This window comes from Paenibacillus tianjinensis, assembly GCF_017086365.1.
In the GTDB taxonomy this organism is placed as follows: Bacteria; Bacillota; Bacilli; order Paenibacillales; family Paenibacillaceae; genus Paenibacillus_AQ; species Paenibacillus_AQ tianjinensis.
In genome coordinates this window covers 1,566,036-1,585,141 of sequence record NZ_CP070969.1, presented here as the reverse complement: position 1 = coordinate 1,585,141, position 19,106 = coordinate 1,566,036, and the positions used below count along the sequence as shown (strand labels likewise).

The following is a 19,106-nucleotide window of genomic DNA, read 5'->3' as shown; positions in this document are numbered from 1 at the left end:
GGTATGATTAATATGAGATTTCCTCACACTATTTCCTAAAAGGAGCGATACCTACTTGGGCATAGGCATTATTTTTATTGGCGTGGTTGCGTATATCATTGTGCATGCTATTGTACGTGATAATGGAAGAGGCCGCAGAAGAAATCGGTACGGAGGCAAAAGCGATTCTGCTGACAATTTTTTTTATACAGGTGCGAACCCCAATTTCTTCACCGGTGACAGCAATCGTAATGATGATACCGGCAAAAACAGCGGACATCACGGACATCACAGCCATAACCACGGCGGGAGCAGCTGGAGCGGCGGACATGATCACGGGCATGGCGGGCACGGAGGCTGGGACAGCGGCGGCGGAGATTCCGGCGGCGGTGGCGGAGATTCCGGCGGCGGTGGCGGAGATTCTGGTGGTGGCGGAGATTCCGGCGGAGGCGGCGGCGGGGATTAACACGGGCAGTAACCTCTCAAGGCTAAGTACTGGAAGCATCATTTAACTTCTGCACTATAACACACCCGCCAGGCCGCATTCTATGCAGCTTGGCGGGTTTACTATTTTGGACATGAATTTATTCCTTAATCCAGCCGCCATGAAACATACATTCATACACCTTCATGCCGCCCGCCCGGATTTCTTCAACACCGTTGAACCAGCCAAAATCCCCGTTCACAGTGCAGGTATAGGTGAAATGTCCATCACTATACTGCTCAGGCCCGCGAAAAGGCCGATCAGCCGGCACATGCAGCAAAGCCTCCTTCAGGAAGTCACCACTGAAACCTTCAGCGGTAACACGGCCTGCATAATTCATGGCCCACAGCGGCTTATCCTTCTCCCATATTGCTTCTGCTCCGGTAAACTTTTCTGACCCAAGATAAGTATCGATGTACTGAAGATTCCCGCGTGTAAACTCCAGATCATGGGATGACGGGCGGGACGGGGACAGCTCCGGACCCTCTCCTGCATAAGTTGCTTTCTTAGCCTCCAGCAAAAAATCAATCAATTCCATCATACCTACCATCTCCCCGGAATTATTAGTCACCCTTCCATTGTAGAACATACGTTCCTGGATAAATATGACTTTTGTCCCTAATGGTCTTCTTCAGGTTTCCCCTTAATCCCAAACCTTAGGCCGCTTTAATTCTGCAGATCTTAAATAATCTAAAAGTTGACCTGAATGTACAGCCTCATGGTATGCAATTCTCAAAAGCATATCACCTAATGTACGAATGTACCCGACATCGCTCCGATCAATCTGAATTCGTGATAAATCATCCTCTCCGTAAGATTTTATCTTATCTATAAAAGCATTCCTGTATGTTCTTGAAAAATCGAGTTCATCTTTGAGCGTTGTAAACGTTCGTTTCTCGTACGGTGAATCATATGTAATCAGACTTCCTTCATTTAACAGGCAAAGATGGTAATAATGTTCGCTATCCAATACATGTCGGATCATCTCTTTGATGCTCAAGGCATCTGGATCTGGTCTCCAGTTCATATAATGTTCAGGTATGCTTTCCCATACTATAATGCTTCTACGTCGGACCTCTTCTAGATTCAAGACTATGCAATCTATTGCGTTCATACAGTACTCCTTCTAGTAGTATTATTATATATATTTCAGTATATCAGAACATTAGTTCGTAATAAACCTTTCTCATCCTATCATTAAACTATTCTTCTTATATATCTTAAAAATTCATGATTACTGGAGGTTAATTCACCTTTAGAAGAAGTATTGCTTCATGCTTATAACTCTCGAGATCATTTTCTTCATTCACCCACGCAACTTCCTCCGGTCTTGGCTGATAAAAACGAGCAACCGCTTCCTTACCATCAAGTTCACAAGTAACTACAATATTGGATTTTTTTCCTAGGAAGTTACGTCGGAGTGTCTTTTCCCATACCTCAATTAATCCTAATGCTATAGAGAGGTTCTCCAAGTGTAAATGGTTTATCGATGTTTCGCACTCAGTACGGTCTGAGTAAGTTTTTTTATCGAAACGACTTGGTAAATCTCTTGCAAAACAGCTAATTAAAATACAGCCATCCCATTCCACAAAATGGGTGTATTCATGGTTATCACTAACCCCTGAAGGTTTGTTTTTAGGCAATAGCATAGACATCGCTTCATTAATTTTCATGGATACCTCCAAGGTAATTGAATAAACGAATGTATTAAACGAATGTTTTCTGTTAGCTTAACTCCTCCACCCAGTCTTTGAAGATGCATATGATTTCTTCTAAGTTTGTAGGACCCCCAAACCCTTCAAACAATCCATCTTTCACACTACAATGAATCCAATCGTCCTCGGTTCTTTCCAATATCAGAGATTCAAATTGTTTGTTTTCAAAATCCGTTTCAAACAAATTAATTAACACTGACCAACCGGGATTATCAAGTGTACTAATTATCAATCCATAACTGTGCTCCCAATTCCCATCACATTGTGATAAATACCAACTTTCTAACCACTTTAATAAATTCAAATAAATCATGCTCCTTCAGATTAACTTTACTTTTCTATAACCAGTAATTCTATCCTTGATTAAAACTATCCACCAGTTACTCTAATGAAGCAACGTCAGTCTAACACTCTATTTTCGTCAGTCTGCAACTTTATCTTCTTTTGACATTAGTTCTCCTTCGTCACTTTTCCTTATTTTCCTTAAAATTGTATATTCTTAAGTTTAACTTTAAACCATTAAAAAAGCCCCGTCATTTCTGATAACCAGAAATGACGGGGCTTAACATGTACCATTCAGCCAGAATTTACAGTGTAAACTGGAAGCGGCTGAGCAATACCTCGCCTGCAAAGAGCAGGAATATATCGGTGGTTCCGGCATCGACTCCGGCTATTGCCGACAGCTGCTGCCATTCCTGCAGCCCTCCGCCTGCCAGAACCTCCAGGGTTGCTGCAAGCTTACCCGCCGGACTGCCGGTTCTGACCTCAATACTGCCGCCGTTCACGGACGAGACAAGCGCCTCGAAGGCTGCCGCTCCTTCAGCAAACTGCACATTATTGAAAGCGATCCAGGCTGCATCCTGAACCGGATGAACAGAAGCACCGCCTGCCTTGCACTCATCCAGATAGACTCCTTCATAATCGTCGTAGTTCTCTGCTTTGGTTGTAGTATAAAGATTACGGGCCGGTACTGTATCGCCGTGCACTCTAATCTTGGCGGACAGCTGAATGTCAGCGGAGGAACGGCCGACCAGGATATTGTATTCTCCGTCTTCCACACAGTATTGTTCACGGGTTACATCCCAGAATACCAGTTCAGCTACCGGCAGGGAGAACGAAACGGTCTGCGATTCGCCGGCTCCCAGGCGGATCTTCTCAAAGCCTTTCAGCTGCTTCAGCGGGCGTCTGATCCGGGTGGACAAGGACTGAACGTAGAGCTGAACGACTTCATCACCGTCCACGCTTCCGCTGTTTTCTAGCTCCACACTCAAGCTGATTCTATCGTTCTGCTGCAGCTCTTCAGCCGCAAGCGTCAGCTGCTTATAAGCAACCTGCGCGTAGCTTAGGCCATGGCCGAACGGGTACAGCGGTTCTCCGTCAAAGTACATATATGTTCTTTTGCCCTTGATAATATCGTAGTCCATCAGTGGAGAAAGCTGGTCCACCGAACGGTACCAGGTCATATTCAGCTTGCCGGACGGGCTGTAGCCGCCGAACAGCACCTCGGCCACCGCGTTGCCCAGCTCTTGACCGCTATGGGAAGTATAGAGCACCGCCGGGATATGCTCATCGATCCAAGTCGAAGTAATCGGGTAGCTGCCGACAATGACGACAACCGTGTTCGGATTAGCCCCATAGACAGCCTTTACCAGATTCTCCTGCTCTTCCGGCAGCACGATATCCGGTCTGTCGATCTCTTCCTTTCCGTTCAGCAGCGGATGGTTTCCGACGAATACGACGGCGACCTCAGCAGCCTTCGCCGCTTCAACCGCAGCTTCTACACCATTCACAACGATGTTTTTGCGGAACGTGTGCGCCTTAGCATCGACCTCCGGCTCACTGGCACGGAGCGTACCGTCTTCGGACACCGAAATCGGCTTATCATTCCAGGTGCGTAAGCTTACTGTTCCGTCTTCTCCCGGCACAAGGTTCAGCGATTCCTTCACATACCAGCCATAAATTTCATCAGCAGAGGCAGTGAGCGTACCTTCATCATTCAGGGTTACATATTGCCCGCAGCTTGTCGCTTCAAGCGTATGGGCGGCCCAGCCCCAGGCCGTATGGCGGAACAATTCTCCGCGCTCCGGCACGTCATACAGCACGGCCAGTCTGCCGTCTTCTCCTGTCATTCCAATAGCCTGGCCGCTGGCTGCCGAGGTCAGAATAATCCGGTCATCACCGCTTTCAAATGTCACCTGCTTGCCGGCCAGCTTCTTGGTTACACCCTGCAGCGGTGTGACCCCGTAAGCCAATGTGCCGGAATACCAGTCTCTGAAGGCTTCATCGCCGAGCGGCCCGATTACAGCTACTTTGGACAGCTCCTGCGGGTTCAGCGGAAGTGCAGCCTTCTCATTCTTGAGCAGCACGATGGATTGCTTAGCCGCTTCAAGCGACAGCTCGCTATGTTCTTTGCTGAGAATAACAGAGTCATCGATGGATGCATAAGGATTGCCTTCCTCGGGATCAAACTCACCGAGACGGAAACGTACACGGAAAGTATTGAATAGCGCGCGGTCCAGATCCTCTTCCGCCAGCAGTCCTTCAGCCAGCGCCTCATGAATCACCTTGATCGTCTCAGCCGTCTCTTCGGTCACGCTGTCGATCCCGTTTTTGATAGACTCTGCCATGGACTGGGCAAAGGACTCGTAATACTTATGATCTTTGACAATCCCGAACAAATCGCCGGCATCACTTACAATAAATCCGTCCATCTCCCATTCGCCCTTCACCACATCCATAACCGCCGGATGCAGGATCACCGGCACACCGTTGACCGAATTGTAGGCGGTCATCATCGATTGGGCGCCGCCTTCCTTGAAAGCAGGCTTAAAGGCTTCCAGATAATATTCACGCATATTGCGCGGATCAATGCTGGAAGAGTCCACACCGCGGTTAATTTCGTTGTTGTTGCCAAGGAAATGCTTCAGCGTTGCTACCGCTTTCAAGTATACCGGATGATCACCTTGAATTCCCTGCACCAGCGAGGTGCTGAGCCGACCGGTCAGTTCCGGGTCTTCTCCGTAAGCTTCTTCTGTACGGCCCCAGCGCGGATCGCGTTCCATATCCACTGTCGGTGCCCAGAGGGTCAGTCCGTTAACCGTCGGATTCTTTTTATAGAAGGCTCTGGCTTCGTCGCCGATGGCGGAACCGATTTGCTTCATCAGCTCCGGGTTCCAGGTACAGGCGAGACCGCTCGGCTGCGGGAATGAGGTTGCTTTGCCCAGCCAGGAGATGCCGTGCGCTCCTTCCGTACCATGCTTATAGGCGCCTACGCCCAAACGCTCAATGGCCGCTTGATACTGCGGCATCAGGTTTACTTTCTCATCCAAAGTCAATCTCGACAGCAGATCCTGCACACGCTCATTTAGCGGCAAGTCTGTCTGCTGAAAAGGATATGTAGCGGTTTCCATTCATAGTCACTCCTTCGGTCTATATGATAACGGTTTCATCCTATTTCATCATAAAAGATAACCGCTTTCAGAAACACCAGAACAATTGACATAAAAATCAGTGCAAAATTAGAGATTTATTCTTCTGTTTTGAGGAACTTCAGGGCATCGAGGGACAGGCCGGTCAGCTTAATTTCTTTTCCGCTCGTAATGACATAGTCACCTTCCGGTTCGCTCTCCAGCAGACGGCTGCGGATTTCTTTGGGTGTTATTCCGTATCTCGCCTTGAATACCTTGTGAAAATACGAATACGTCCCAAATCCGCAATTGCCGGCAATACTCTCCAGGCTTAAATCCGTATAGCGGATGCGCTCCAGGGCGTTAGACAGACGGATTTCCTGAGTGTATTGGATAATGGTATATCCGGTCTTCTCTTTGAACAGATGAACCGCCCGCGAGACGCTCAGCCCGGCGAAATTCGCGACATCCTCAACCCGCAGCGGCTGCAGCGCATTCTCGTTAATATACCGCTTCATCCGCATGATCAGCTCATTGGAGCGCCCTGGGGTGTCCTGCCGTGAAACGGCTTCAACCGGCAGGCGGTCAAGCGATAAGCAGAGTGCGCAGAGCAGATGGCGGATCAGCTCGGGATTCTGCTGCACAATCCGGTGCTGCTCAAGGCCGAGCTGCTGCCACAGTGACAGCATCCCGGCATCCAGATGAATCCGCTGCTGTGTCTGCCGCGGCTGGGCAGCCCACCAGGACTCGATCCATGAGCCTTCACAGAGCAGGTAATAATCGCCGCTTTCAATCTTCCCGTCAATCTCCTCAACAGACAGATAATACGGATCTCCGGGACGGTAAATGAGCAAATCTCCCGGCTCAATCAGGCTCATTTTCCCGTCAACGAGCGCCCGGCAGCTCCCCACCACCTGTAGCCGAAATAGATAAAACGGCGGCGGTCTAAAGGTCGATTTGAACGGAAGTGTATGAAAGGAATACGCGCAGGCATGCAGTCTCAAGTCCACAATTGTCACCTTCCCAGCCAAATAGTAGAGGTTTGTAATCAGATAAAACATTCACTAATCTTAAGTAAATAACTATACTATAACCAAATCAAAGAGAATACCGCAAAGAATTCCGAAGGAGATTATTTACGTCAATGTCTATTCGCATCCGCCAGCTTTTCAGCATTCCAGGCTATACCACGTTTATGATTTGCATGATCCTGCAGGGAATGGGCATTTCCATCAGCTCTCCGTTTCTGGCTGTCTACTTCACCACTAAGTTAGGGGTATCTGCCGGTGTTTTTGGCATTTTCACCGCCGTCACACTGATCAGCGGCGTCTGGGTCAGCTCACTCATTGCCGGGCGTTCTGACACCGGTATGAACCGGAAGACTCTCATGGTTTCGGCCATGTTTTTTAACGCTCTGGCTTTTTCCGGGTATTTATTTATCCATGAATTTTATCTGCTGCTGATCTACATGACTATTTTCACAGCAGCTGGTGCATCCGCCATGCCGCAATTGTTCGCCAGTGCGCGTGAAGCGGTCAATGCCAGCCGCAGCACCGATCATGCTTTTGCCAATTCTACGCTCCGTTCCATGTTCTCCCTGGGCTTCATCACCGGCCCGCTGATCGGCGCGGTTCTGCTCAGCCGTTTCGGATTTCAGGGGATCTTCACCGGAACCACTCTGATTTTTGTCATCAACGCAGCACTGATGATTCTCTTCGTGAAACGGCCGGTACCGGCAGCTGCAGGCTCTGTACGTGCCAAGCCCAAGCTGCAGCTTAAGCTGCATCAGAATCCGCGGGTGCTTATTCCGTTTCTTGTGCTGACACTGCTCTATTCCGGGCATTGGCTGAACAACCTGAATATTTCGCTGTTTATTATTAACACTTTAGGCGGCAGTACAGAGAATGTAGCTTCGGTATCCAGTATATGCGCACTGCTGGAGATCCCCTTCATGCTTGTACTCGGCGTTCTGTCTGCCAAATATTCCAATCGTCTGCTAATGATCTGGGGAATTGTTCTCGGTGGAGCCTATTATGTACTGGTGCTGTCTTCAACTGAGCTGTGGCAGATTATCGCCGGGCAGGTGCTGCTGGCTTTCTTCGTAGCTGTAATTTCGGCGATCGGAATCAGCTATATTCAGGATCTGCTGCCGGATCTCCCCGGCTATGCCTCCACCCTCTATACCAACGCTACAACGCTCGGCAGACTCTTCGGAAGCCTCGCGGGCGGAGCAGCCGCGCAGTGGGTCGGCTACCGTCATGCGTACTGGGCTTGTCTGCTGCTGGTGGTCATCTCCATTGGCCTCTTGGCACTTCCCCAGCGTTTGCCGCAGCGGCAAGCCACGGATTGAAGGTCAATCCAGACTAGGAGGAATCTTATTATGAAAATCATACTTATCGACGATAAAGCGCATGTGCGCAATTCCCTGAAGCCGGTGCTGAAGAAGCTGTCTTTTAAGAATGAAGACATTCTGGAGGCCAATTGTGATCAGGGGGCGATCCAGCTGATCGCAGCGCATGAACCGGATATTATTGTGACCGACGCCAAGCTGCTGCTGCTCAGCGAGTCCCTGATCCCGGAGGAAACCTACCCTCACAGCAGGATCATTGTTACCAGCAGCCATGCCTTTGTGCTGGATGCGTTTTGCCGGGGCGGGATGGATTCTCTCCTGAAGCCCATTGATACAGCTGAACTTGAGAATGTCCTGCTGCGGGTGGCTGCCGTCGTTTAACTGAAGCTTGTCTTAGGGCAATAACCAGGTTATGCCCCTCTTCTTAACTGGTTAATTTTATCAACCAAATCACTCTTCAACAGATTAGGATCATTCAGCCAAAAATTAGCCACCTGAACAATTAACGGCTTTGCCGTCCCAAAAGAGTTGCTCTCTCTTAATATAGTAGGCGGGATAAAAGTGCTAAGCCATTTAACCAGTTCAGTGTATTCACGCACATCAAAGTCTCCTATAACAGAACGAAACTCATCCTGAAGATATCTTCTCGCCTGCACCTCGTCATCGAAAAGACTCATCGGAGGCACCGGTCCCGCCGGCTGGGGTTGCGGCGGCGTTTGCCGCTGTCGCTGCTGTCGGGATTGCTGGGATGGCGGTGGAGGCGTTTGCTGCTGTCTGTTCGCAGTCCGTGGACCCTGATTCACAACATTCTGGACGGTATCATGATCCGCTGCCCAGCGTTCCCTTTCCCTTAAAATGACATCCACCCGCCGCTGTGCACTTTCCGATATGCTTTGGATGCGCACCTTTACTGCCTCGGGAGCAACACTGACTGCATAGGCACCGCTTTTCTGTACTGCTTTCGTACCCGCATATGTAAAAATAAAAGAAATCGCTATATTGACGAGATTGATGGAGTCCAGAATTTCCAGGAGAGTGTTCTTCATGCTTGCTCTATAAATGCCGGTGAGATACATAACAGAACTGAAGATAAATAACAGGGGAATAAACACCCACAGCACTTTAGGATACTGGGAGATATTGTTGATTACAGTTTGTGTATCTGCCCAATCCCTGATGGCATTTTTCATTTGGATTAACAGGCTATGAAGGTTCTGCCCCTCTCCTGCACCAGCAGCCTCATTACTATCCTCTTCCTTTCTCCCAAACAACTTCTCTCCAAGAGGCACTTCTTTCAATTTCTCCTTCAGAAAACCGTAGATAATTGAAAAATAAAGTGTATTCAGCAGCAGTAACAGCAGCCACATCACGGCTACTACAAAAACACCTCTAATTAAATCTGTAACCGTGAAGTGGCCGCCCTGGTTCGCAATGACTTCAAAAACGATTCTGATAAAACTGATTTTCTCCTTTATATATCCAATGAAGCCCTCTGATCCGCCTATCAGTGTATTGACATCTGCATCATCGCTGATAACGAAGCTGTCACAAATCTTTTCATAGCCAAAAGTCAACAAGAAGATCGCACCGATATAAGTAATCAGATTGATCAACACCGTAAGTGTGGGGTAGCTTTTGTCTGCCCGGAGCTTCAGTTTGCTAAATACAAACTTCTGCAGCGATTTCGATATGGATTCACATAAGATATATAACAGATGGCCAATCTTCGATAAAAAAAGATAATACCATCTCCATAGCCCATTTTCCGAAGTCTTATACATCTCTTTTCCACACCAATAAGGCGCATTAAAATAAAATAGAATAAAGGTTAAGCCGAGTGCGATAAAGCTGGTAATATAGCCCAAAATCATTCTCCTTCTCTGATCATATTAATCAGACTATAAATCGACTTTATTATACAGACAATGACATATATTTCATGAAAGAATCAGCTTCTGCACACCAATAAGCCCTCTGGTCCGGCTGGACCAATAAGAGGGCTGTTACTCTTCCATTTTATTGCTAATCCAGCAGCTGAAGCTCCCGCGCGCGGGCAATAGCCTGAGCCCGGCGTTTGACGCCGAGCTTGCCGTACAGCCGGAACACATGACTCTTCACGGTTCCCTCCGTAATTCCGAACCGTTCGGCAATCTCCTTGTTGGACAATCCGTCTGATAAGGAATATAAGATTTCTTTTTCCCGGTAGGTTAGTGAATCAACCAGCGGATCCTCCGGATCCTCCAAAGGTCCAGCCGGTGCACTCTCAGGCTCCTGTCCATAGATATTTCCCTGCGGACCGGCACGCTGCACCGAATGCAGGTACACCATGCGGGCGATCATGAAATCAAGCACGTTCTGCCCATCCAGCGTGAACACTCCGGTAATCAGATCATTCTCCAGGTATAGCACAGAGGTCATTGCTTCTCCCGGAAAAAGAATCGGCATACACAGTACCGACAGCACCGGATGCTTCCGGATGTGGGGATCAGCGGCAAAAGAACTGCGCCCGGCATCGGCGAGCAGCACTGGCTCAGTGGTCTTTACGACATAACGCACAACGGACTCCGCGAATACCGTGCCATCTTCCCGCACCCGTGCCTCCAGGTTCCCGCTCTGTGCAGCTACAGTGAAATTCTTTCCGTCGCTATTCAGCACGTATCCCTGTACTGCTCCCGAATACCGGACGGCCGACTCCAGGAAGCTGCTGATTCTATCCAGGCGTTCTATGGGCTCAGGCCACCCGTCGAACCGGTTCGGCGCCTCTTTGCGCTGTTCCGGCACAGCTTCTCTATCCATGATTGCTGTAGCCGTTTCTGCTGCCGCCTGCTCTCCTGCCTTCAGCAAAGACGGCAAGGACAGGTCAGGATAACGCTCCTTCAACCGCTGTACCTTCCCTTCGGCCCCCCACAGGGAATAGGCCCGGCAGGCATCAGCCAAGAAGCCGTCTGCTCCAGCCACACTTCCTGCCGCTCTGTAAAAATGTGAAGAGCGTTCGCAGGCGATTCCCTCCATCATCCCGTTGCCTTCTCTCCGTGCTGTTGCAATGGCCAGTTCATAGTTTTTAGCTGCTGCCGTCCGTTTTCCGTCAATCCGTTCGATTTCAGCCTTAATCAGCAGGCAGGCGGATGAATCCCGTCCGAAATATCCGGTCCAGCGTTTAAGGGAGTCCAGCTGTTTGGTAAGCTGCCGGCGGAAGCTGCTGCGCTCCTCCGGCAAGGCGTCCGGATAAAGGGCGGCAAGCGTCAAGGCATGATAAATATGCTGTTTGTGCACCTGCATCCGGGTTTGCCGGAAGGTGTTGAAGCGGCCTTGAGCCACCCAGACAAGCGCGTCCCGGTATCTCCCTTCCAGATAAGCCAGCTCCGTTTCACAGGTACAGATATAATAGATTTCGTTATTCAGACTTTCCTCGGAACGGCTATTGTTCTGAACCGGAAGAGCCGCTTCCATACTAAAGCCGGTATCTCCCTGCATCCGTGCAACATATTCTTTAGCAATCCGGAAAATGCTGAGCGTAACCTCATCCACAAGCTTTCGCGAGAGAATCTCATACTCCATAATCATCCTGGATAAGGAATGCAGACTTCCCGTGTGGTTAACGGTTGAGGTCAGCATAGCAATACTGACAAAAGACAGATTGGCCGCCTCCATGCCATGCTGGACGGATTGCCGGAAATAATCTCCCGCCTCCTGTGGATTCTGCTGCAGCCGGGCCAGTCCACGGATATAATCGAGGCGGCACGACAAATCTGTACTTTCAAAAGGAGCGGACAGCTGGCTGGCCGTTTCAATGTACAGCTTCCCTTTTTGATAAAGGGACATTTTATTGCGCAGAATTACCAGCCCGTAGCCGGCAAGAATATAGGCAAAGGCTTCATTGTTACCAGCCTTCAGCCCATAGCGGACGAATCTGGAAAAGAGCACCGCCGACAGCTCCAGACTTACCGTAAATACGGAGCTGGCAATGGCCATTATAAGGTCAGACAAAGCCTTATAGTGGGGGTCGCGGTTCACCGGAAGCGCTGTAAGCTGATCCCGCTTGCGGTACAGGGCCGCTTGAGTCAGCGTCACTTCCTTTAAAATGGCGGCATGGGAAGGTCTGAGCGGCAGCTTCCAGCCGAATTCCGCGAGCGCCTTACGCCCGACTTTTACAGCCAGCTCATCTTTTTTCAAATAAGCATACATAGCAATCCGGATACGGTAGATATTAGAACGTTCGAGCAGGTCTCCGGTGAGCCCCATCAGCCGGTCGAGCAGCGCCGCCGCACGCTCTGTATACCCGCAGATATATTCACATTCCGGCAATTCCAGCATCAGCCTGTAGGGCAGCGAGCCGGGAACAGCCTCTTCGTCTCCCAGGAGATGCAGCCCTGTCTCCAGAAAATATAATGCGGCAGCAAACGCTGTAGTCGCTTTCGACTTCAGGCCGGCCTGAAGATTCAGCTCGGCAAGCGCTCTGCGCTCAGCACGGTCATCCATCTTGGGGGAGCCCAGATTGAGGTGATACACCCGGTCAAATACCGAATATGCCTGTTTATCCGTACTGCGGCTCATGCTGCGTCCGATAGCCAGATGCAGGCCGGCCTGCTCCTCCTCTGGCACAATACCATAAGCGGCTTGCTGAATCCGGTCATGCAGAAAGGAATAGACCAGTCCGCCCGCTTCTATGTCCGGGGAACTCTCCTCCCGGCTGATCAGGCTTTCCAGCTCGGCAGGCTGGAGCAGCACCAGCGTATCTTCCAAAGAATACCCGCTCATTGAAGCAATATCCGATACGCGGAAGCTGTATCCGAGCGCCGCTGCTATTCCCAGAAGGCCGACGGTATCTCCGGGAAGCAGCCGGATGCGCTGTTCGATTAATTGGAGAAGCCCGGGCGCTTCCGGCAAGGCGGTAATCGCCGTTATGTCCCACTCCCAGCTCCCCCGCGCTTCATCAAAATATAGACATTGCTCGCGGTGAAGATTGTCCAGCAGCCGGTGCATGTACAGCGGGTCCCCGCCGGTGCGGTGGTATAGCAGTTCAGCGAGCAGCCGAACACGCGCCGAGTTCTCTTCAAAGATATCAGAAAGGAATTGTCTGACATCCACGTAACTCAGCGGCTCAAGCGCTATATGCTGGACAAGCGGCGAAGATGGTTTGCGCTGCATAGCCAGCATCTGCTCAAGCCAAGCTGTGGAGGCTCCATTCTGATCCCCGCTGCCCATCCGCTCCTCCAGCGTTTCTGAACGAAACGATCCGATCACCGCTATACCGCTTGTCACCTCAACCTCAGCAAAAACCCTCAGAAAATCCAGTGTATCCGGGTCGGCCCATTGCAGATCGTCCAGGAATAACACAAGCGGCTGCCCTTCACCGGCAAACATCCCGATAAACGCCGGCAGCAGCCGGCGAAACCGGAGCGCGGCTTCCGCCGGAGGAAGAGGCTCAGCTAAAGGAATTGTACCGAGAAGCCGCACGGCTTCGGGCAATATTTCCGTGATGATCCCTGCGCCTTGGCCCAGAGCTTCCAGCAGCCGGGCTTTCAGCTGCTCCACTTTGTCCGGAGCCTCGCTCCAGGTTTGCCGGAGCAGCCGGCGGAGAGCCTGCAGTATAGGGGCGAACGGAATCTCATTATTCATATAGTCACATTTTCCCGTAATAAACCTGCCGCCTTCACGGGTGAACGAAAGCTGCAGCTCGCCAATAAGCGAGGTTTTGCCGCTGCCGGCACGGCCTGTAACCAGCACAAAGCCCGATTCGCCGGCCGAAGCCCGTTCAACAACAGCCCTTAGTTCCCTTGCCTGCTCTTCCCGGCCAAACAGACGCCTCGGCAGCCGAAACTGGCTGATCCTGTCCTTCAGCCCGGTCTCAAACCGCTCAATTTCACCTGTTGTGTTGAGTAATGAAATACACTGCCGCAGATCTGCCAGCAGCCCATAAGCACTCTGATAACGCTGCTCCGGGGACTTGGACAGCAGCTTCGCTGTGATTTCTTCCAGCGGCCCCTCAAGCTCAGGCCGCAGTCCGCTGAGCGGTGCGGGCACAACAGCCATATGTACATGAATCCATTCCTCTAAACGCCGGGCCTGCAGCGGCAGCCTGCCTGTAAGCATCTCATAAAACAGGATTCCCAGGGTGTACAGGTCGCTGCGCTTGTCCGGCAGAAGTGGATTACTCCGGCTCAGCTGTTCCGGTGACAGATAGGCATAATTCTCCCCGCCCTCTTCTGCCAGGTAAGCTTCCTTCATCTCTCTGTGAACCAGCAGTACGCCAGGCTGCAGGCAGCCGATGACTTTATCCTTCTGATGTGCAGACTGAACCAGCTTCGTCAACGCCACAGCACACTCTAAAAAGAAAGATACCTCCATACACGTTCCGTCCAGTAATTCCTGAAGCCTAATGCTGTCTGCTAATGACATTGTGTAATTGATTCCTCCCAATCCTTCGTTGCGATTCCTCAAGTGCTGCCTGCATCAGGTATAGTTGCATTTATCTTAACACGTTTAACTAGCCCAACATATCCGCTGTATAAGCTAAGGTATACAATATTTAGTTATTATAAATTTAATTGTCCTGTATGAAATCTAACTAAAGTTATAAGCCTGTCAATAAATACAGAAAAAGCCGGCAATCCGGCGAAAAAACGGCCTGACTGTCGGCTTATAATCCTGTTCTGGATTAATTCTCATGCTCATCTGCACCCGGCTTCATCCGGTGCTTGCGGTAGTCGCCGGGCGTTACACCGACTACCCGCTTGAACACCCGCCCAAAGGTAATGGAGCTTGTATACCCAAGCTTCAAGGCAATATCCTGGAGATTATCACTTGTAGTGGCCAGCAAATATTCCGCCCGCTGCATCCTCAGCTGGGTCAGGAAGTCTACGAATTTCATATCAAATTCCTCTTTGAACAGATGGCTGGCATATTTGCCGGAGATCTGAAACCGGTCGCTTAGATGCTTCAGAGATAGGTCGGGATTGTCAAAATTCTCTTCAATATAGACCTTCATCTCGCTGATCATGGCCCGGTAGCTCTTCGATTCATTCACAGATACATAAATCCGGTAAATTTCGGCCAGCCATTTCAGTAACACAGCGTGGACCTTCTCCAGTGTTATCTGTGACTCCATTTCGTTATAGTAACCCTGCAGGCTGGGTTCGGCGAACATTCTCCGCAGGCTGTCCGACAGCTGGCCCAGCTCGCGGTCAAGCATCTGGATCAGCATATGCAGCAGCATATGAATCTCTTCATCCCTGATCTGGTCACCGCTGAACCAGCGGAACAGCTCGTCCACCCGCTGCCGCCAGTTCTCATCGGCGATCCGGAATTCACGGACGATTTCACTCAGCATCTGCAAATACTTATAGGAGTGCAGGGTGGATCGGTCCGGCAGGCTGTCGCTCAGTACAACCATATCCCTGCCGAGCGACAGCTTATGCTGAAGCGCCGCTTCCGCTGCGGTGCAGGAATCCGAGATCGCTTCCAGTCCGTCAACAACCGGGCCCACACCTATGGCGAGCGACAGCCCGAAGTTATCACTGACCCATCTCAGATAACGCTCAGCCAGTATTCTCAGCTTATCCTTGCCTGTCCGCAAATCCCCGCCGCTGCCGATCATCAGCCCGATCCGGTTGCCGCTCACCCACTCTGCCCAGCCTTGCAGCCCCTCTTCACCCGCCAGCTCCTGGAACAGATTCATAAGTGTCAGCTTGAGCATGTTTTGCTCCTTGGCCGGATATTTTCTGCGGAATTCCTCATACTGGTTCATCTCTGCTGCAATAAAGGAAAACTGTACCGCCTCATCCGTAAATGGCTTAAAGTGCTGCAGCTTCTCCTCCTGTGAAGAAGCCCCTTGCTCCCCTTCCATTAAATCCAGAAAGAGCTGGCGGCGCTGGACAAGCAGATTCTCATCGTATTGCTTCTGGTAGCTAACCGTCTGGTTGATCAGCGTTTCGAGCGCCCGGTCAATCAGCACTAGCTCGCTTCTTGAGGTGTTGTCGAGGCTTTCTTCACGGAACTGCAATGCCTGGATCCGGTTCATCATCGCTTGAATCGGCCGGTAGTTTTTGCGGGTGATATACAGGATGTACAGGGTTCCCAGCACTACAGTCAGGATACCGATAATAATCCAGACATAAGAGACAACTGACATCCAGGCGAACAGCTCGCCTGCGCGGATGCCGCTCTCAAAGGTCCAGCCTGTGTTATCCAGTGTGATCCGGGTCAGCACATCCCCTTCCGGAATATCGTTCTCCTGGTGAGCGGCATAGACCAGGTCTCCCTGGTCACCCAGCACACGCATGAAGGAGACCTGGCTTTTCGTCATGTCATCAATCATCCGTTCGAGCCGGTACATGCTTAGATTCACTACAACCACACCCTCTGCCCCAAACGGCAGCGGCAGCATTTTGCCCATGCTGATCACCCGCACCGTCTGGTCAGAGCTGAATAACCGGAGCGTACGGACATCACTCCAGTTCCGTTCCTCATTCTTAGCCAGCACCCCGGCCAGATAATCCCGGTCAGCAAAAACATCCCGGTCGACCAGCCCGTTGAGCGTCAGCACCTTATCGTCCCACTTACGGTAAATATAGATGGAATCAATCAGCTGGTTGCGGTACAGCATCCCCCGCATATCATTCACCGTATTATAGAGCAGGGTCCGGTCACCTTGATCACTCAGCCCGCTCAGGAAATCCCCGTAATCGTGATTGGTCTCCATTTCCTGGAGCACGGAGAGCTCCACCTCACTTAATGCATTCTGCACGGAATCCACGACGTAGCCTGTAGAGATGCGGTTCGCCTTGTTGGTTTCGCTGCGGGACAGCTCGCCTACGATCAGAATCGACAGGAAAACCAGGATGGACACGGTCAGCAAAAAGATAGGGAAGTAGGAGAACATCATGCTTCTCGACCAATTCCGTCTCATCTGTACTCCCGCCCTTCTTCAATGGGTTCCGAAGCATGCCGCCCGATGAATGACAGGAAACGTCACACGGGCATTTTCGCTAATCGGTTTATCCAATATAGCATGCCCGCACCGATAAGTGCACTACCCGTACAAGCCAGATACATCATCTGTGCACCGCCCGAATAAAACAAATACCCGTTCAGCAGGTTACCCACGATCCCCCCAAGTCCGGAAAAAACCATATTGAACACGCTTTGGCCCGTCGCCTGCATGCGTTTGCCGGAAGCCTGGGCCACATATTCCACAGCAGCCACATAAAACAGCCCGAAGGACAGTCCATGCAGCACCTGAATGCCTACCATAACTGCCGGCACCGGAAACAGCCATTGAATCCCCCAGCGCAGCGCATAAAATAAAGCCGCCAGCAGCAGTGTCCGTTCATGGCCGATCCGCCGAAGGATCCGGGCTGCCAGCAGCATCGAAGGAATGTTCGTCAGGGAGGCGAGCAGCAGGGCTGTGCCCACAAGCGAATAGCTGCCCCCCGCCTCCTGGAAGGCCAGTACAAAAAATGAATTGTATGCCGTCAATGTCTGGTTTACGAAAAAGCAGGCAATCAGAAACAGCAGAAACAGGCGGTTCCCCAGCAGTTCCCTCATCCCTTGCGACAGGGAAATCGCCCCGGCCTTTCTCTCCGTACTTCGGGACAATGTCAACACCGTGGCTGTTCCCGCAAGACTGAGGGCGAGAAAAGGCATCCACAGCTGCGTAATCTCGAAGCTCGAGAGATAGAACCCGCCGGCATAGCCGCCAAGTGCTGTACCCAGGCTGCCCAGACTGCGGATCGTTCCGTAGGAAGTACGGCCCCTCGAGGCGGCAGTAACCGCGTAGGAATCTGCGACCGGACTTTGCGTTGCCTGGAATATGATAGACAGAATATAGACCATCACAATGATTGCCGTATATTGGAAGCTATAAAACAAAGACAGGCAGGCCGGTACAGAGATTGCAAGGATCAGTACCAGCTTAGTCTGGCGGTACCTGTCAACGAGCAGTCCCCACACCGGCTGAACCACAATAGACAGCAGCGTGCCGATCGACATCAGCACGCCAACAACATTGGCGCCGATGCCCTGATGCACAAATAAGGTCGTTAAATAGGGATTAAACAGTCCGCCTGCGAGCCCTGTCAATAAATACAATAGACGGAGCTTCAGCAGCTCCATTTTGGCTTCCTGCGGAATGATCGCCGTATATGCCATAGTGCATTCATCCTTTACCACAGAATCGCCGCAGCGGCAGCCGCTGCCCCCACCGCCCCTGCCCTATTGCCCAGCCTTGCCGGCAAGACGGCAACAGGAAACGGCAGATAGCGGTTCACCCGGGTGCCGATTTCATGCACATAATAATCGCCGGATGCCGCTACGCCTCCGCCCAGCACGACCAGCTGCGGGTTCAGCAGCACCGCTGCACTGGCGATGGCAGCCGCCAGATGCTCCAGCGGCTGCTCCATAATCTCACGCGCGGCGGGGTCCCCTTCAGCCGCTGCCTGCAGCACATGCCGGGCGTCTACCGCTTCGGCTATGCCTCCGGAAAGCTCCAGCAGCCGGGAATCCTGCCTAGCTGCCGGACCAGCCAGCCAGGCGCTCGCCAGCGCCGTAATCCCGCTGCCGGATGCCACCGCTTCCAGCGGGCCGAAGGCCGCGCCGGAAACCGGAAACCGGCTGCGGGCATAACCGGCATCCACAACCATGTACCCGGCTTCACCGGCGGCAAAGGACGCGCCTTTATAGAGCCGCCCGTTCAGCAGCATCGCTCCGCCGATGCCTGTTCCGACAGTGATCATCAGCACATGCTCTCTCTCTTGGGCAGCACCCTTCCAGCATTCGCCTAGCAGCGCCAGATTCACATCGTTATCTAAGTGCAGCCGCCCCGCATAATGACGGCGGATGACCGGCCGGATATCTTCTTCCGGCCAAGGCAGCGCCGGAGCCTGGGTTAGAATCCCCACTGTATCACCAATCACTCCCGGAAAGCCGATGCCGATACCTTTCAGCTGCCGGAGTGTAAGCTGAAGCCCTTCCAGAAGCTGTTCCAGCTCGCTGAACAGCCATGCTATAAAAGGCTCCGGGGCTTCATGTGCCGATGTGCTTCTCCGCTCCAGGAGGAGAATACTGCCGTCTCCGCCTGTAATGCAAAACATAGTCTTCGTACCGCCAACATCAATCCCTGCGTGATAGCCGGTCTGATCTTCTGTTGTCATTGTTTGCTGCCACCTTTCAGA

14 protein-coding genes are annotated in these 19,106 nt (G+C 51.4%); 3 read left to right on the top strand and 11 right to left on the bottom strand.

What is annotated here, in order from left to right:
- Window positions 1-55 precede the first annotated feature (55 nt).
- On the top strand, window positions 56-445 hold the full coding sequence (locus JRJ22_RS06915) for a hypothetical protein (RefSeq protein ID WP_206103811.1): 390 nt from the start codon (window positions 56-58) through the stop codon (window positions 443-445).
- Window positions 446-563: 118 nt separating this feature from the next.
- On the opposite strand, the gene JRJ22_RS06910 is transcribed toward JRJ22_RS06915, so the two are convergent.
- The 6 genes from JRJ22_RS06910 to JRJ22_RS06885 all read right to left on the bottom strand — a co-directional run bounded on the left by JRJ22_RS06910 (window position 564) and on the right by JRJ22_RS06885 (window position 6,595).
- On the bottom strand, window positions 564-1,004 hold the full coding sequence (locus tag JRJ22_RS06910) for a DUF5680 domain-containing protein (RefSeq protein ID WP_232381056.1): 441 nt from the start codon (window positions 1,002-1,004) through the stop codon (window positions 564-566).
- Between the two features lie 102 nt (window positions 1,005-1,106).
- Entirely contained in the window at window positions 1,107-1,577 is a 471-nt protein-coding gene (locus tag JRJ22_RS06905) for a DinB family protein (RefSeq protein ID WP_206103810.1), read from the bottom strand.
- Between the two features lie 130 nt (window positions 1,578-1,707).
- Window positions 1,708-2,136 carry a hypothetical protein gene (locus tag JRJ22_RS06900; protein ID WP_206103809.1) on the bottom strand — a complete coding sequence of 143 codons (429 nt, stop codon included), beginning with the start codon at window positions 2,134-2,136 and terminating at the stop codon, window positions 1,708-1,710.
- A 52-nt stretch (window positions 2,137-2,188) separates the two neighbouring features.
- Window positions 2,189-2,482, bottom strand: coding sequence for an immunity 53 family protein (locus JRJ22_RS06895; RefSeq protein WP_206103808.1), 294 nt, complete (start codon window positions 2,480-2,482; stop codon window positions 2,189-2,191).
- A gap of 283 nt (window positions 2,483-2,765) precedes the next feature.
- On the bottom strand, window positions 2,766-5,588 hold the full coding sequence (locus JRJ22_RS06890; RefSeq protein ID WP_206103807.1) for a glycoside hydrolase family 3 protein: 2,823 nt from the start codon (window positions 5,586-5,588) through the stop codon (window positions 2,766-2,768).
- A 116-nt stretch (window positions 5,589-5,704) separates the two neighbouring features.
- Entirely contained in the window at window positions 5,705-6,595 is an 891-nt protein-coding gene (locus JRJ22_RS06885) for a helix-turn-helix domain-containing protein (RefSeq protein WP_232381055.1), read from the bottom strand.
- 134 nt (window positions 6,596-6,729) lie between these two features.
- Here JRJ22_RS06885 and JRJ22_RS06880 point away from each other — a divergent pair, with 134 nt between their 5' ends.
- Together JRJ22_RS06880 and JRJ22_RS06875 are read left to right on the top strand one after the other, a co-directional pair.
- The gene (locus JRJ22_RS06880; RefSeq protein ID WP_206103805.1) at window positions 6,730-7,935 is read left to right on the top strand and encodes a sugar efflux transporter; all 1,206 of its coding nucleotides are present in this window, start codon (window positions 6,730-6,732) and stop codon (window positions 7,933-7,935) included.
- A gap of 30 nt (window positions 7,936-7,965) precedes the next feature.
- Entirely contained in the window at window positions 7,966-8,316 is a 351-nt protein-coding gene (locus JRJ22_RS06875) for a response regulator (RefSeq protein WP_206103804.1), read from the top strand.
- Window positions 8,317-8,345: 29 nt separating this feature from the next.
- On the opposite strand, the gene JRJ22_RS06870 is transcribed toward JRJ22_RS06875, so the two are convergent.
- The 5 genes from JRJ22_RS06870 to JRJ22_RS06850 form a co-directional block, all read right to left on the bottom strand.
- Window positions 8,346-9,800, bottom strand: a complete 1,455-nt coding sequence (locus tag JRJ22_RS06870) for a hypothetical protein (protein ID WP_206103803.1) — start codon at window positions 9,798-9,800, stop codon at window positions 8,346-8,348.
- Between the two features lie 157 nt (window positions 9,801-9,957).
- Complete coding sequence (locus tag JRJ22_RS06865) at window positions 9,958-14,334, bottom strand: AAA family ATPase (protein ID WP_206103802.1); 4,377 nt, start codon at window positions 14,332-14,334, stop codon at window positions 9,958-9,960.
- Between the two features lie 259 nt (window positions 14,335-14,593).
- Window positions 14,594-16,843, bottom strand: a complete 2,250-nt coding sequence (locus tag JRJ22_RS06860) for an AraC family transcriptional regulator (RefSeq protein WP_206103801.1) — start codon at window positions 16,841-16,843, stop codon at window positions 14,594-14,596.
- 62 nt (window positions 16,844-16,905) lie between these two features.
- The gene (locus JRJ22_RS06855) at window positions 16,906-18,084 is read right to left on the bottom strand and encodes an MFS transporter (protein ID WP_206103800.1); all 1,179 of its coding nucleotides are present in this window, start codon (window positions 18,082-18,084) and stop codon (window positions 16,906-16,908) included.
- A gap of 14 nt (window positions 18,085-18,098) precedes the next feature.
- Window positions 18,099-19,085 carry an ROK family protein gene (locus JRJ22_RS06850; RefSeq protein ID WP_206103799.1) on the bottom strand — a complete coding sequence of 329 codons (987 nt, stop codon included), beginning with the start codon at window positions 19,083-19,085 and terminating at the stop codon, window positions 18,099-18,101.
- Window positions 19,086-19,106: the final 21 nt, after the last annotated feature.